Source organism: Musicola paradisiaca NCPPB 2511, from assembly GCF_000400505.1.
Classification (GTDB): domain Bacteria; phylum Pseudomonadota; class Gammaproteobacteria; order Enterobacterales; family Enterobacteriaceae; genus Musicola; species Musicola paradisiaca.
Map to the genome: position 1 here is coordinate 227,006 of NZ_CM001857.1, position 14,282 is coordinate 241,287.

Genomic DNA, 14,282 nt, shown 5'->3' on the forward strand with positions numbered 1-14,282 from the left:
CAGGGTTTTGAGAAGGCCCCGAAAGCGATCACATATCAGCAAAAGGCGTGGTTGAATGGAGTAACCAATTGTTACTCCATTTTTTATCAGGCGGAGTGTTCTTCGATGAGCAAAGACCAGTGGACGTAACTTTGCCACAGGCTTTCCTGCGTCAGCGTTTCCGAACGTAACGGATGCTGATTCAGCCAGCCGCTCGGTAAGATGACACGCAGCGTGTCGCCTTCGGCGCGTAGCCGAACGGCCGGCAGAGTGTCGTCGCGACGACGACTGGCGAAAATGATCGCCAGTCGCAGCAGGCGACACAGGCGTTGAGCCTGTACTACCGGCAATGCATTTTGTTGTGTCAGGGGGATCGGGTCGATGGTGTTGCACTGGTTCTGCAGTAGGGTCGCCAACAGTTTTTTCTGTGCAGGCGTGAAGCCGGGTAAGTCACTGTTGCGAATCAGGTAAGCGGCATGTTGCGGTGCCTGACGAAAATCGATGCTCAGACCGATTTCATGAACCAGACTGGCGCTGCGCAGTAATTCCCGACATCGGTTGTCCAACTGCCAGTCTCGCGCTACCTGCTGCATGAAGTTATCAGCCAACGCGCTGACTCGTTGTGCCTGTTCTGCGTCAAGCAGGTAGCGGCGTTGCAGGTTTTGCAGTGTGCGGTGGCGAATATCTTGCTCGATGGGTAAATTCAGCATGCCGTACACCAGACCTTCGCGCAGCGCGCCGCCTGCCAACGTCATGGCGCCGATCTGCAATTCCTGGAAGATCGCCAGCAGGATGGATAGCCCGCTGGGAAATACCAGCGCGCGCTCTAATGTGAGCCCTTCGATTTCCAGCTCTTCCAGCTTGCCGCATTGGATGGCGCGCTGCTTGAGCTGCTGCAGTTTGGACAAGGTGATGTATTCGTCCATCCCCTGCGCCACCATGATTTCCTGCAGGGCCTGAACAGTGCCGGACGCGCCGACGCAAACCTGCCAGCCCTGATTGAGCAATGCATCCTTGATGGGATGCAACCGCTCCCGCGCCGCTTGTTCTGCCCGTGCGAAGTTTTCCGCGCCGAGATTGCGATCGCCAAAGTAGCGTTCCAGCCAGGTTACGCACCCCATTGATAGGCTGAACAACTGTGTGGTCTGCGCTCCCGTACCGGTGGCCAGTTCAGTGCTGCCACCACCGATATCCACCACCAGCCGTTGTTCCGGGCCGCCAGTTGTGTGTGCAACACCTTGATAAATCAGCCGAGCTTCTTCTTCGCCGCTAATGACCTGGATCGGCAATCCCAGAATTTTTTGGGCGCGCTCCAGAAATTCGTCCGCATTGGTGGCCAGTCTTAGCGTCGCCGTCGCCACCACCCGAACCTGCTCCGGCGGAATGTCCTGCAAACGTTCAGAGAACAGCGCCAGACATTGCCAACCGCGCTGCATGGCTTCTTGGGAGAGATGATTACTGGCGTCCAATCCGGCAGCCAGCCTGACCTTGCGTTTGATGCGCGCCAGCGTCTGTACACTGCCAGCCACTTCGCGCACCACCAACATATGAAAGCTGTTGGAACCTAAATCAATAGCGGCATAGAGAGAAGAAGATCTCAGCATCGACGAATCAGCCCGGGCGTTTTCGGTTGTTACGGGGAGCGCCGCTACGACGGGGAGCGCCGGGACGTCGCGGGCCTCCGGTGGAACGCGGGCGACTCAGGCGTTTGGGTTCCGGCAAATCATTCAACAGCACGTCGCTGTTATATTTGCTTACCGGGATGTTGTGGCCGATATAGGTTTCGATAGCTGGCAGGTTCAGCGCATATTCTTCACAGGCCAGACTGATGGAATAACCGCTGGCGCCCGCGCGACCGGTTCGCCCGATGCGATGAACATAATCTTCGCAGTCGTCCGGCAGATCGTAGTTGAATACGTGCGTTACCGCAGGAATGTGCAGCCCACGAGCCGCTACGTCGGTTGCGACCAGGATATCCAGATTGCCGTGGGTGAATTCTTCTAGAATACGCAACCGTTTCTTCTGCGCGACATCGCCGGTCAGCAGTCCTACGCGATGGCCGTCGGCCGCCAGATGACCCCAAATTTCTTCACAGCGGTGTTTGGTATTGGCGAACACGATGCAGCGGTCAGGCCACTCTTCTTCGATCAGCGTCTGCAGCAGGCGCATCTTTTCTTCGTTAGAAGGATAGAACAGTTCTTCTTTAATGCGGTGGCCAGTTTTCTGCTCGGGTTCGACTTCCACATATTCGGCGTTGTTCATCTGTTCGAACGCCAGTTCGCGTACACGATAAGACAATGTAGCGGAAAACAGCATATTCAGACGCTGGTTCGCGGAAGGCATGCGGCGGAACAACCATCGGATATCTTTGATAAAGCCGAGGTCGTACATGCGGTCGGCTTCGTCCAGTACCACAACCTGGATAGCGCCCAGATTGACATGGTTCTGTTTGGTGTAATCGATTAGCCGGCCGGTTGTGCCGATAAGAATGTCGACGCCGTTTTCCAGCACCTTCAACTGTTTGTCATAACCGTCGCCGCCGTAGGCGAGTCCCAGTTTGAAGCCGGTCACTCGAGCGAGCGCTTCCGCGTCCGTATGGATCTGGACAGCCAGTTCGCGGGTTGGCGCCATTATCAGTGCGCGAGGTTGATTGACCTGACGATCAGCGAGAGCCGGATGGGAAAGCAAATGATGAAAAGTAGACGCCAGAAACGCCAGCGTCTTGCCAGTACCGGTTTGCGCTTGTCCTGCTACGTCACGCCCTGACAAAGTCAGCGGCAGTGCCAATGCCTGAATCGGGGTGCAGTTATGAAACCCTTTACTTTCAAGCGCTTCGATAACCAGCGGGTGCAGCGCGAAGTCGGAAAACTTCTGTTCGGTTAAGTGTGTTTTGCTCATAGTATGATAGAATATCAGCTAACTGTTGCTTTACGAAAGCGTATCCGGTGAAATAAAGTCAACCTCACAGTTGGTTAATGCTACACCAACTAGGTAGATATAATCCTGCGGAGTAGAACATGAGCGATAAAATTATTCACCTGACAGACGGCAGTTTTGATGCGGAAGTATTGCAGGCTGAAGGTCCTACGCTGGTTGATTTCTGGGCGGAGTGGTGTGGTCCCTGTAAAATGATTGCTCCGATTTTGGACGAAATCGCTGACGAATTTGAAGGTAAGTTGACCGTAGCCAAATTGAACATTGATGAAAATCCGGCAACTGCACCGAAGTACGGCATTCGTGGCATCCCCACTTTGTTACTGTTTAAGAACGGAGAGCTGGCTGCCACCAAAGTGGGTGCGTTGTCTAAAGGTCAGCTGAAAGAGTTCATCTCCCACAATTTATAATCTGCTTTACAGCATTTCCCTGGGCGGCGGCAGATAATGAGTTTTCTCATTTTGATTGCTGGACGCCCATCGGGAAGCGTGCTAGATTCGTCATTACTGCATATCGTACTTACCTATGTTTAAACCTTTGGGTTTAAGCCTGAAGTTAGAGTCTAGAGTTTTATTCTGTGTCGAAATCGGAAAATGTTTTGTTATCGATATCCATTATCCGGTTTGGCAATCTGATAGTTTTAAATTAATTGGTTTTTTAAGGTGTCTTCGATCTTTTGCCGTGTTGTATGTGCAAGGTTCGCGTATTTTGGCGCTGACTACAGCTCGGGCATCCGGTGGTTGAAGGCCGTTACAGAGGCACGGATGATCCTGCCATACCATTCACGTTAATAGTTCGAGATTTACCCCGAGTTTAAGAACCCACCATTATGAATCTTACCGAATTAAAGAACACGCCGGTTTCTGAGTTGATTACTCTTGGCGAAAATATGGGGCTGGAGAATCTGGCTCGCATGCGTAAACAGGATATTATTTTCGCTATCCTCAAGCAGCACGCGAAAAGTGGTGAAGACATCTTTGGCGATGGTGTGCTGGAAATATTGCAGGATGGTTTTGGTTTCCTCCGTTCAGCAGATAGTTCCTACCTCGCCGGCCCCGATGATATCTATGTTTCCCCCAGTCAAATCCGTCGTTTCAACCTTCGCACCGGCGACACTATTTCCGGAAAAATTCGCCCGCCGAAAGAAGGTGAGCGTTATTTTGCGCTACTGAAAGTTAACGAAGTCAATTACGACAAGCCGGAAAACGCCCGCAATAAAATCCTGTTTGAAAACCTGACGCCGCTGCATGCTAATTCTCGTCTGCGTATGGAACGCGGTAACGGTTCGACGGAAGACCTGACCGCGCGCGTTCTGGATCTTGCCGCGCCTATCGGTCGTGGTCAGCGCGGCCTGATCGTCGCGCCGCCGAAAGCAGGGAAAACCATGCTGTTGCAGAATATTGCACAGAGCATCGCCTACAATCATCCGGATTGCGTACTGATGGTTCTGCTGATTGATGAGCGTCCGGAAGAAGTCACGGAAATGCAACGTTTGGTTAAAGGGGAAGTTGTTGCGTCGACGTTTGATGAACCCGCCTCCCGCCATGTGCAGGTTGCTGAAATGGTGATCGAGAAGGCCAAACGCTTGGTTGAGCACAAGAAAGACGTCATCATCCTGCTGGATTCCATTACCCGCCTGGCGCGCGCTTACAACACAGTGGTGCCGGCCTCAGGTAAAGTGTTGACCGGTGGTGTGGATGCCAACGCTTTGCATCGGCCGAAACGCTTTTTTGGTGCTGCTCGTAACGTTGAAGAGGGCGGTAGCCTGACGATTATCGCCACCGCGTTAATCGACACCGGTTCCAAGATGGACGAAGTGATTTACGAAGAGTTCAAAGGGACAGGTAACATGGAACTGCACCTTTCTCGTAAAATCGCTGAAAAACGTGTCTTCCCGGCCATTGATTACAACCGTTCTGGTACACGTAAAGAAGAATTGCTCACCACGCAGGAAGAACTGCAGAAAATGTGGATTCTGCGTAAAATTATCCACCCGATGGGGGAAATCGACGCAATGGAATTCCTCATCAACAAACTGGCGATGACGAAGACCAACGACGAGTTCTTCGACATGATGAAACGCTCATAACGCGGATCCCATCGCTGTTGTTTAAAAAGAAAAACGCCACCATCATCGTGGCGTTTTTTATTGTCAGCTTTAAACCACCGCCTCGGGAAGTGGTGGTTGTTTAGAGGACATATGGTTTAGAGGACATAAGGTTGCGCGTATTTAATCGTAGCGCCGGGTTAGTGAGGAATCTGCATGCAGGTTTACGCCTGACCAGAGAGTAAATTGATGCCAGTGGCTGCCCCTTTATCCAACCGCCATTTTGGTAAAGCACGATAGCTTTATTTCAGAGCTATCACTATTTGCTCAGGTTCTCGATATCGGTACAACCTGATGGTCCCCAATGTATTTTTACCGCTATGCAATGTTGCCCTGACATCAGCGAGGGCATGCGTTCCTGTTGAAATGGGGTCTGTCTTATACTGCGTGAATGCCAGACATGTATTCATGCGAGATAGCGAGATGCTGCCCGCATTGCTCGTCAACCCTGAGTAAAGAGAGACATGGTGAAAGTCTTGACGGTTTTCGGTACTCGCCCGGAGGCGATAAAAATGGCGCCATTGATCCGGACAATAAATCAGGACTGCTTGTTTGAATCCCGCATCTGCGTGACGGCGCAGCATCGTGAAATGCTCGATCAGGTGCTGAACCTGTTTGGCATCGTGCCGGATTACGATCTGGACATCATGCAGCCAGATCAGGAATTGGCGGAAATCTCCGCGCGTATTCTTTCCGGGCTTAAGCCTGTTCTGGCCGATTTTCAACCAAACGTGGTGTTGGTGCACGGCGATACCACCACTACACTGATGGCCAGTCTGGCGGCGTTTTATCATCGTATTCCTGTCGCGCATGTGGAAGCGGGGTTGCGCACCGGTAATCTGAATTCACCCTGGCCGGAAGAGGCCAACCGCACGCTGACCAGCCGTTTGGCCACCTACCATTTTGCACCGACGCCGCAAGCCCGGGGCAACCTGCTGCGGGAGCAGGTTCCGGATGACCGCATCTGGGTCACTGGCAATTCCGTGATTGACGCACTGTATTGGGTGCGTGATCTGATTGGTCGCGATCCGGTATTACGTCGCGGGCTGGAAGATCAATACGCTTTTCTGAAGCCTGACAGCAAAATGATTCTGGTGACAGGGCACCGACGTGAAAGCTTCGGCGGCGGTATGGCAAGAATCTGTACGGCTCTGGCCGCAATAGCCCACCATCATCCAGATGTGCAGATTGTCTATCCGGTACATCGCAACCCAAGCGTGGCCGAGCCGGTCAACCGCATTTTGCACGGCATCAGCAATATCTTCCTGATCGAGCCGCAGGATTACCTGTCTTTTGTGTACCTGATGGATCGCGCCTGGCTGGTTCTCACTGATTCCGGCGGTATTCAGGAAGAAGCGCCCGCGTTGGGCCGGCCGGTGTTGGTGATGAGAGAAACCACCGAACGTCCGGAGGTACTGGCGACGGGGGCGGTACGGCTGGTCGGTACGGATACGGACGCCATTTTGCACGGCGTATCTGCGTTGTTGAGCGATGAAGAGGCTTATCAGTCCATGTTACAGCGATATCATCCTTACGGCGACGGGCGCGCCAGTCAACGCATAGTGGATGTATTAAAGCAGCATCAGGTGATGTTATGAGTTTTGACACGATTTCCGTTATTGGGTTGGGGTATATCGGCCTGCCGACGGCCGTGATGTTCGCTTTGCGACATCCGAACGTAGTGGGCGTCGATCTGGATCGCTCGCTCGTGGAGGCCATCAATCAGGGAGAGATGACGGTTACTGAACCCGATCTCGCCCGTCTGACTCGTATGGCGGTAGCGCAGGGTTTTTTGCGCGCCACCCACCGTCCGATGGCGGCAGATGCGTTTCTGATTGCCGTACCGACGCCGCTGCAGGGTGATCACCAACCGGATTTAACGTTTGTGCAGATGGCAGCCCGAGGGCTGGCCGACGTCCTGAAGCCTGGCGATCTGGTGGTGCTGGAGTCCACCTCGCCGGTCGGGACGACGGAGCAACTGGCTGAGTGGCTGGCGCTGGCGCGGCCGGATCTGAGCTTTCCACAACAGCGGGGCGAGCAGTCGGATGTTCGTATCGCTTATTGCCCGGAGCGGGTTCTGCCGGGAAATATCATGCAGGAGCTGGCGCGTAACGATCGGGTTATCGGCGGTATGACGGAACGGTGCGCTGCTCGCGCCTGCGAGCTTTACCGCATTTTCCTCGAAGGCGAGTGCATGGTGACGGATACGCGCACAGCAGAGATGTGCAAGCTGACGGAAAACAGTTTTCGCGACGTCAACCTGGCTTTCGCCAATGAACTGTCGCTGATTTGCGCCGAGCAGGGCATTGATGTCTGGGCGCTGATTCGTCTGGCCAACCGCCATCCCCGGGTGGATATCCTTCTGCCGGGGCCGGGCGTCGGTGGGCACTGTATCGCAGTAGATCCGTGGTTTATCGTTTCCCAGCATCCGCGACAAGCGCAACTGATTCATACCGCCCGGTTGGTGAATGACGCCAAGCCGCTGTGGGTGGTGGATCGGGTGAAGATTGCCGTGGCCGATGCGTTGGCGCAGAGCGGGAAAACGCCGAAGTCACTGTGCATTGCCTGTTTTGGGCTCACGTTCAAACCGGATATCGACGATTGTCGGGGAAGCCCGGCGCTGGATATCACCGCCATGATCGCGGAATGGCACGCAGGAAAAACGCTGGTGGTGGAACCGTATTTGCCCGAGTTGCCGCCGATATTACGGGGCTGCGCCGTACCGGCTGATATCCGACAAGCGTTGCGGGACGCCGATGTTCTGGTCATGTTGGTGGATCATCAGGCGTTCCGCGCCGTCCCTGCCGAGCAGATCGCCCAACGCTGGGTGGTGGATACCCGGGGTATCTGGCGTTGAAACATGATTAACCGGAGTGGCCTATGACGCTATGCGCCGTGATCGAACCTTTAGTTTGGGAGAGCGAGTTTTTTCAGCGTTCCTGCGGCCGGCTGGGTTTTGGCCAAGATGCGCCGCCGTTGACTGCCGCGGCGCTGGATCGGTTTGCGCTCTGTCAGGCTAAAATCGCCGCCAGCGAGCTGGTGCGGGCGGATGCGCTCGCTACGTGGGGATTCCGGCTGGCGGAGGGCGAAGCGAGTTTCTGTATGTCGGTGGTGCCCGCCGCCAGGGCGCAGTTCGCCGTCGGCGTGCGGCAGGCTGAGATTGGCGATATCCCGGTGTTGCGTGCGGCGGCAGCCCAGTCGTTTGTCTGGAGCCGTTTCCGGCCGCCCTGGTATCGGGAGGACGATTGCGGTCGTTTTTATGCCCGCTGGGTGGAGAAAGCGGTGGACGGAGAATTTGACGATGCCTGTCTGGTGACAGTGGCGCCAGGTGGCGCATTGACGGGGTTTGTGACGTTACGCCAACAGTCCCCACAGTTGGCGCGCATCGGGTTGCTGTCCGTGTTGCCTGGGATGCAAGGGCAAGGTATCGGACGGCAATTGATGCAGGTGTCGCGCGTCTGGTGCCAGCAGCGCCGGATCCGTCGTCTGGCGGTGGCGACTCAGACCAGCAACCTGCCCGCCATGCGACTGTATCTGGGGAGCGGCGCGCGTCTTGAGAGTACCGCCTACTGGCTTTATCGGAGCGCCCATGATCCCATTTAACGCCCCCGCAGTGGTCGGCTCTGAACTGGCGTACATCCAGACTGCGATGCAAAGCGGCAGGTTGAGTGGCGACGGTGACTTTAGCCGACGCTGTCAGCAGTGGCTGGAACAGTATAGCGGTAGCCAACGAGTGTTAATGACGCCCTCCTGTACCGCCTCGCTGGAGATGGCGGCCATTTTGCTGGATATCGGTCCCGATGATGAAGTGATCATGCCCAGCTATACCTTTGTCTCCACCGCGAATGCGTTCGTGTTGCGTGGCGCCCGTATCCGGTTTGTGGATATTCGGCCGGATACGCTGAATATCGACGCGCGCGCCATCGAGGCGGCGATAACGGCGAAAACCCGGGCGATTGTGGTGGTGCATTACGCCGGCGTCAGTTGCGAAATGGAGGCGATTATGGCGTTGGCGCAGCGTTACGGCCTGTTTGTGGTGGAGGACGCGGCGCAGGGCATCATGTCGCGCTACCAGGGGCGACCGTTGGGGGCGATCGGTCATATCGGCTGCTTTAGTTTTCACGAAACTAAAAATGTCACCGCGGGCGGTGAAGGGGGCGCGACGTTGATTAATGCCCCCGAGCTGGTCGAACGCGCAGAGGTTATTCGTGAAAAAGGCACCGACCGCAGCCGCTTTTTCCGTGGTCTGACGGATAAGTACACTTGGCGCGATATCGGTTCCAGCTATCTGATGGCGGAAGTACAGGCGGCCTATCTATGGGGGCAATTGGAGGCGATATCGCGTATTCACCAGCGGCGTTGCCAGCTGTGGCAACGCTATGCAGCGGCCTTCCGTGCGCTGGCGGATGCCGGGCGTTTAACGTTGCCGCATGTCCCTGCGGACTGCGAACATAATGGGCACCTGTTTTTTCTGCGTTTACAGGATCGCGCCGAACGTACTGCATTTATCCGTCATATGTCGGAACGCGATATTTTAACGGTATTTCACTATCTCCCGCTGCATACCAGCCCGGCCGGGCGCCAGTTTGGGCGCTTTATCGGCGATGACGGTTGTACGCTCAGGGAGAGCGACCGATTGGTGCGCCTGCCGCTGTTTTATAATCTGTCGGATGCGGAACAACGTACCGTGATCGACGCGGCGCTGGCGTTTTTCTGATGTCTTCGCTGGCGCGCGCATCGGTATGGACAGCCGGCTCTGTGTTGGTCAAGGTTGGCGCCGGGTTGGTGGTGATTAAGCTGCTGGCGTTGTCTTTTGGGCCGGAGGGGGTGGGGCTGGCGGGGAACTATCGCCAGTTGATCACCGTACTTGGCGCGCTGGCGGGCGCCGGTATTTCCAATGGCGTCACTCGGATGATCGCCGCTGCGCCGACGACGGCCGATGCGCCTTCGGCGTCGTTGGGGACGGCCGTGACCATAACGCTGGGTTGGTCTCTGGCGCTGGCTCTGCTGTTGTGGTGGGGGGCCGTTCCGTTATCCCGTCTGTTGTTTGGCATTGAGGATTATGATCGGGTTATCCGGGTGCTGGCGTTGTTGCAAGTCGGCATGGCCGTCGCCAGCCTGTTGCAGGCGATTCTGAAAGGCTTCCGGGATGCCCGTGCTTGTGCGTTGACCGTGGTGATCGGCAGTGTGTCCGGCATGATGGCTTTTGTCCTGTGTGTGTGGCTAACAGGGTATGCCGGCGCGCTGGTGGGGTTGGCGTTGGCCCCGACGTTGCTGGTGTTTCCCGCCTGCTGGTTGTTGCATCGTCGCACGCCGTTGCGCTGGCGAACATTTGCGCCGCGTTGGGATCGGCGGCAGGCGAGGTTATTGGGCACATTTACGCTAATGACGCTGATCACCGCCGTAACCTTGCCGGTGTCCTATGTGTTGATGCGTAATCTGCTGGCGGCTCAGGATGGCTGGGATGCCGTGGGCATATGGCAGGGCATGATGACCATTTCGGACGCCTGGCTGCAATTCATCACCGCGTCGTTAAGCGTTTGGTTATTGCCGACGTTGTCGCGCCTGACGGAGAAAACGGCGGTACGGGATGAAATTTTGCGGACGCTGCGTTTCGTCTTGCCGTGGCTGTCGTTTGGGGCCGTCGCATTGTGGCTATCGCGAGATATCGGGATTGGGCTGCTGTTTTCGCCGAAGTTCACGCCGATGCGATCGCTGTTCGGTTGGCAATTGGCCGGGGATGTATTGAAAGTCGGCGCCTATGTGTTCGGTTATCTGGTCGTGGCTCGCGCATCGCTACGTTTTTATGTGCTGGCGGAGACCTGCCAGTGTGCGCTGCTGCTTGCTTTCGCCTATTGGCTGATCCCGCTGCATGGCGCGATAGGCGCGGCCCAGGCGTATCTGGCGGCCTATCTGATCTACTTTTTACTCTGTTCGGGTGTCTTCACTCTTTATTGCAGGCGGGCATGAACACGTTGATTCACATTCTTGGCGCGGATATCCCTCACCATAATCAGACATTGCTGGGTTTCTTTAATGACAACCTGACGTCCGAGATCCCGCACCATTTTATGGTGGCGGCGCAGGACGCAGCCGCGTTACGGCGGGCATTTCCTGCGTTACGAATCGATGCATTCGGCAGTAAGAGCGCGTTAGCCATGGCCGTGGTGCGCCGTGCCTGGGCTGATCGTTCGACGCGCTTCTTTTTTCACGGTCAGTTCAATGTCTGGTTGTGGCTGGCGTTGTTGGCGCGGCTGATTCTGCCCACGCAGGTGAGCTGGCATATCTGGGGCGCGGATCTCTATGAAACGGCGTGCGGCTGGCAATACCGCATGTTTTATCTGTTGCGGCGCCGGGCGTTTCGTCAGGTCGGGCATGTTTTCGCTACGCGCGGCGATCTGGGCGTGGTGCAGCGCTTCCGCCCCCATCTGCCGGCATCGCTGCTGTATTTCCCCACCCGTATGCCGCCATTGTCCGAGCCCGCTGCGAACCCGGGCCCATCGACGCCCATGACGATTCTGGTCGGAAATTCGGGTGATCGCAGCAACCGGCACCGCGAGGCGCTGGCGGCTATTCATCGCCAGTTTGGCGCGGACGTTCAGGTGGTGTTGCCGATGGGGTACCCGGCGGGCAACGCGGCGTATGTCGCCCAGGTGGTTCGGCAGGGGACACGGCTATTCGGCGCCAACTTCCGGGTGTTGCACCAGCCGCTGGCGTTCGACGATTATCTGGCGCTGCTGCGGCGCTGCGATCTGGGATACTTTATTTTTCAGCGGCAGCAAGGGATTGGCACGTTGTGTCTGTTGATTCAATTGCGCGTGCCGTTCGTTATCAGCCGCAGCAATCCGTTTTGGCAGGATCTGGCGGAACAGCAACTGCCGGTGCTGTTCTGCGAGGATCAACTGGATGAGACGTGCGTATGGGAAGCGCGTCGGCAACTGGCTCGGACGGACATCCGGGGGATAACGTTTTTCAGCCCCAACTATTTGCCGGCCTGGCGACAGGCGTTGGTTCAAGCGACGGGGGGCGCGGCATGACGGCGTGGCAAGGTGTCGGCTTGGGGTGTGTGTGGTTGCTCTGTTCGGGCCTGATAACGCAGGCTATCGCCAGCGAATATCGGCATCGCGGGTTCAGCTTTCACGGTCTGTTTTCGCTGATGTATTGGGTGACGTTTTATGGCGGCTTCCCTTTCACCGCGATACTGGCGTTTCATTTTAATGTCCAGCCGGTCGGGGCGGGGGCGCTGTTGCAGGCGCTGCTGGCGGCGGCGGCGTTTTATGCCGTTTATCTCGCCGGTTATCGCATTTGGCGGCCTACCGCAAACGGCTCGGCTCACGCCTTTTCGGTAGGAATGAACCGATCCGAGGCACTGTTGACGGCTGGTTTTCTCGGTGCCGTGGCGGTGATGACGGCGGCGGTTTTTTTCGCCAACAACGGTTTCCTGCTGTTCCGATTGCACACCTACAGCCAGATCTTTTCCCGCGACGTCTCGGGAGTGGCGCTAAAGCGCTTTTTCTATTTTTTCCTCCCTGCAATGCTGGTGTGGTTTTTTCTGTATCAGACCCGACGCGCCTGGCTGGCGTTCTTGTTGACGACCGCGACGTTCGGCGCGCTGACCTATTTGATCGTCGGCGGGACGCGCGCCAACCTGATGATGGCGTTGATGCTGTTCGTCTGCATCGGGGTCGCGCGCGGCTGGATCGCCCTGCGGTGGATCGCGGTTGTGGGCGTGGCGAGCGTGGCGTTGATGTTCTGGCTGGCACTGCGGCGTTACGGGCTGAACGTTCATGGCGAGCAGGCTTTTTATACGTTCCTCTACCTGACGCGGGACTCGTTTTCGCCGTGGGAGAATCTGGCGTTGCTGTGCCAGCGTTATGAGCAGATCGTCCTACAAGGGCTGGCGCCGATCGCACGCGATTTTTATGTGTTCATTCCCGCCTGGCTTTGGCCGGAGCGCCCGGCGCAGATACTCAACAGCGCCAACTATTTCACCTGGGAAGTGTTGAACTATCATGCCGGGCTTGCGATGTCTCCAACGTTGCTGGGGTCGCTGCTGGTGATGGTCGGCTGGTGGGGGGTGCTGCCGGGGGCCATTCTGGTGGGCTGGATTATCAAGGGGGTTGATGTCCTCTACCAGCAAGGATGCCGCACGACAAATCGCGCGCTGGCGGCGGTGATCCAGGCATTTTGTTTCGGGGCATTATTCAACCTGATTGTCCTGGTGCGGGAAGGGCTGGACGCCTTTGTCTCGCGCATGGTGTTTTTCAGCCTGGTATTTATCGCCAGCGTATTGATGGCCAAAGGGCTGTACCGGTTGTTGGTGCGGGCCGGCGTGATAACGGATGCGCCGTCGACCGGCGTAGGAGAGTAAGAACGATGCGGGAAACCGTGCCTATCTATATGCTGCGCGGTATTGCGGTGAGCGGCTTTCGCGATAGGGATCAGTGCGTGGCGTATCTGTTTCCCGATGGGCAGCCACGGCCTGGCATGCTGGTGGCGCTCAACGCCGAGAAGGTGCTGACAACGGAACGAAATGACGAGTTGCGGGCGCTGATGACGGTATCCTGTAACTATGCCGACGGCATCAGCGTGGTGTGTTCTATTCGCCGTAAGTACCGTGCGGCGGACGTGACGCGCATTGCGGGCGTCGATCTGTGGGAAGCGCTGATGCAGCGTGCGGGAACATTGGGAACGCCGGTATTTCTGATTGGCGGACGCGCGCAGGTGCTGGCGGAAACGGCCGAGCGGCTGCGCACGCGCTGGCGGGTGAATATCGTCGGGATGCAGGATGGTTATTTCGACGCGGAGCAACAATCGACGCTACTGGAGCGCATCAACGAGAGCGGGGCGCAACTGGTGACAGTGGCGATGGGGTCGCCCCGGCAGGAGTTGCTGATCCGCGATGCTTATCGTCGTTATCCGGGGGCGCTGTATATGGGGGTCGGCGGTACTTACGATGTTTTCACCGGGCATGTCCGGCGCGCGCCCGCATTCTGGCGTAGGAACGGGTTGGAATGGTGTTACCGTTTATTGACGCAACCCAGCCGCATTCGTCGGCAATGGCGGTTGTTACGCTACCTTTTTTATCATTTTTCCGGCCGACTTTAAGCGGCGGCGCAATTTTCCCTCGTGATTCTGTGCTGAGATCAACGTAATAAATCGATGAATATTTCATCATGCGCGGGTACAGGGTGGTATGAATCCCGCCGGCATTGCGGTATCTTCTCGGCCGTTTTTATGGCAGGCGGCCGATATCGCCGCA

General features: G+C 56.6%; 12 protein-coding genes. 10 read left to right on the top strand and 2 right to left on the bottom strand.

Annotation, left to right across the window (positions count from 1 at the left end; all coding sequences use genetic code 11):
• Positions 1 to 86: 86 nt before the first annotated feature.
• Complete coding sequence (gppA, locus tag DPA2511_RS01040) at positions 87 to 1,583, bottom strand: guanosine-5'-triphosphate,3'-diphosphate diphosphatase (RefSeq protein WP_012763841.1); 1,497 nt, start codon at positions 1,581 to 1,583, stop codon at positions 87 to 89.
• Between the two features lie 7 nt (positions 1,584 to 1,590).
• On the bottom strand, positions 1,591 to 2,877 hold the full coding sequence (gene rhlB / locus DPA2511_RS01045; RefSeq protein WP_012763842.1) for an ATP-dependent RNA helicase RhlB: 1,287 nt from the start codon (positions 2,875 to 2,877) through the stop codon (positions 1,591 to 1,593).
• A gap of 119 nt (positions 2,878 to 2,996) precedes the next feature.
• Between rhlB and trxA the strand changes: the two genes are divergently transcribed.
• From trxA to wecG, 10 genes are all read left to right on the top strand, one after another.
• A complete protein-coding gene (trxA, locus tag DPA2511_RS01050; RefSeq protein ID WP_012763843.1) occupies positions 2,997 to 3,323 on the top strand; it encodes a thioredoxin TrxA in 327 nt (108 codons plus the stop codon).
• A gap of 419 nt (positions 3,324 to 3,742) precedes the next feature.
• Complete coding sequence (gene rho, locus DPA2511_RS01055) at positions 3,743 to 5,002, top strand: transcription termination factor Rho (protein WP_012763844.1); 1,260 nt, start codon at positions 3,743 to 3,745, stop codon at positions 5,000 to 5,002.
• Between the two features lie 485 nt (positions 5,003 to 5,487).
• The gene (wecB, locus tag DPA2511_RS01060) at positions 5,488 to 6,618 is read left to right on the top strand and encodes a non-hydrolyzing UDP-N-acetylglucosamine 2-epimerase (RefSeq protein WP_023638095.1); all 1,131 of its coding nucleotides are present in this window, start codon (positions 5,488 to 5,490) and stop codon (positions 6,616 to 6,618) included.
• Complete coding sequence (wecC, locus tag DPA2511_RS01065) at positions 6,615 to 7,877, top strand: UDP-N-acetyl-D-mannosamine dehydrogenase (RefSeq protein WP_012763846.1); 1,263 nt, start codon at positions 6,615 to 6,617, stop codon at positions 7,875 to 7,877. The genes wecB and wecC overlap by 4 nt, the downstream gene beginning before the upstream one ends.
• A 23-nt stretch (positions 7,878 to 7,900) precedes the next feature.
• Complete coding sequence (rffC, locus tag DPA2511_RS01070; protein WP_012763847.1) at positions 7,901 to 8,623, top strand: dTDP-4-amino-4,6-dideoxy-D-galactose acyltransferase; 723 nt, start codon at positions 7,901 to 7,903, stop codon at positions 8,621 to 8,623.
• Entirely contained in the window at positions 8,610 to 9,737 is a 1,128-nt protein-coding gene (gene rffA, locus DPA2511_RS01075; protein ID WP_012763848.1) for a dTDP-4-amino-4,6-dideoxygalactose transaminase, read from the top strand. Before rffC ends, rffA begins: the two co-directional genes overlap by 14 nt.
• Positions 9,737 to 10,990, top strand: coding sequence for a lipid III flippase WzxE (wzxE, locus tag DPA2511_RS01080; protein WP_012763849.1), 1,254 nt, complete (start codon positions 9,737 to 9,739; stop codon positions 10,988 to 10,990). The genes rffA and wzxE overlap by 1 nt, the downstream gene beginning before the upstream one ends.
• Complete coding sequence (locus tag DPA2511_RS01085) at positions 10,987 to 12,057, top strand: TDP-N-acetylfucosamine:lipid II N-acetylfucosaminyltransferase (protein WP_012763850.1); 1,071 nt, start codon at positions 10,987 to 10,989, stop codon at positions 12,055 to 12,057. The genes wzxE and DPA2511_RS01085 overlap by 4 nt, the downstream gene beginning before the upstream one ends.
• Entirely contained in the window at positions 12,054 to 13,391 is a 1,338-nt protein-coding gene (wzyE, locus tag DPA2511_RS01090; RefSeq protein ID WP_012763851.1) for an ECA oligosaccharide polymerase, read from the top strand. The genes DPA2511_RS01085 and wzyE overlap by 4 nt, the downstream gene beginning before the upstream one ends.
• Positions 13,392 to 13,396: 5 nt before the next feature.
• Positions 13,397 to 14,128 (top strand): lipopolysaccharide N-acetylmannosaminouronosyltransferase, encoded by a 732-nt coding sequence (gene wecG / locus DPA2511_RS01095; protein WP_012763852.1) that lies wholly within the window; start codon positions 13,397 to 13,399, stop codon positions 14,126 to 14,128.
• The last annotated feature ends 154 nt before the right edge of the window (positions 14,129 to 14,282 follow it).

Bases quoted from the DNA above. Each gene is read 5' to 3' on its own strand.
- rffA (WP_012763848.1), top strand. From the start codon at position 8,610: ATGATCCCATTTAACGCCCCCGCAGTGGTCGGCTCTGAACTGGCGTAC.
- wecG (WP_012763852.1), top strand. From the start codon at position 13,397: ATGCGGGAAACCGTGCCTATCTATATGCTGCGCGGTATTGCGGTGAGC.
- wzxE (WP_012763849.1), top strand. From the start codon at position 9,737: ATGTCTTCGCTGGCGCGCGCATCGGTATGGACAGCCGGCTCTGTGTTG.
- gppA (WP_012763841.1), bottom strand. From the start codon at position 1,583: ATGCTGAGATCTTCTTCTCTCTATGCCGCTATTGATTTAGGTTCCAAC.
- rffC (WP_012763847.1), top strand. From the start codon at position 7,901: ATGACGCTATGCGCCGTGATCGAACCTTTAGTTTGGGAGAGCGAGTTT.
- wzyE (WP_012763851.1), top strand. From the start codon at position 12,054: ATGACGGCGTGGCAAGGTGTCGGCTTGGGGTGTGTGTGGTTGCTCTGT.
- rho (WP_012763844.1), top strand. From the start codon at position 3,743: ATGAATCTTACCGAATTAAAGAACACGCCGGTTTCTGAGTTGATTACT.
- trxA (WP_012763843.1), top strand. From the start codon at position 2,997: ATGAGCGATAAAATTATTCACCTGACAGACGGCAGTTTTGATGCGGAA.
- DPA2511_RS01085 (WP_012763850.1), top strand. From the start codon at position 10,987: ATGAACACGTTGATTCACATTCTTGGCGCGGATATCCCTCACCATAAT.
- rhlB (WP_012763842.1), bottom strand. From the start codon at position 2,877: ATGAGCAAAACACACTTAACCGAACAGAAGTTTTCCGACTTCGCGCTG.
- wecC (WP_012763846.1), top strand. From the start codon at position 6,615: ATGAGTTTTGACACGATTTCCGTTATTGGGTTGGGGTATATCGGCCTG.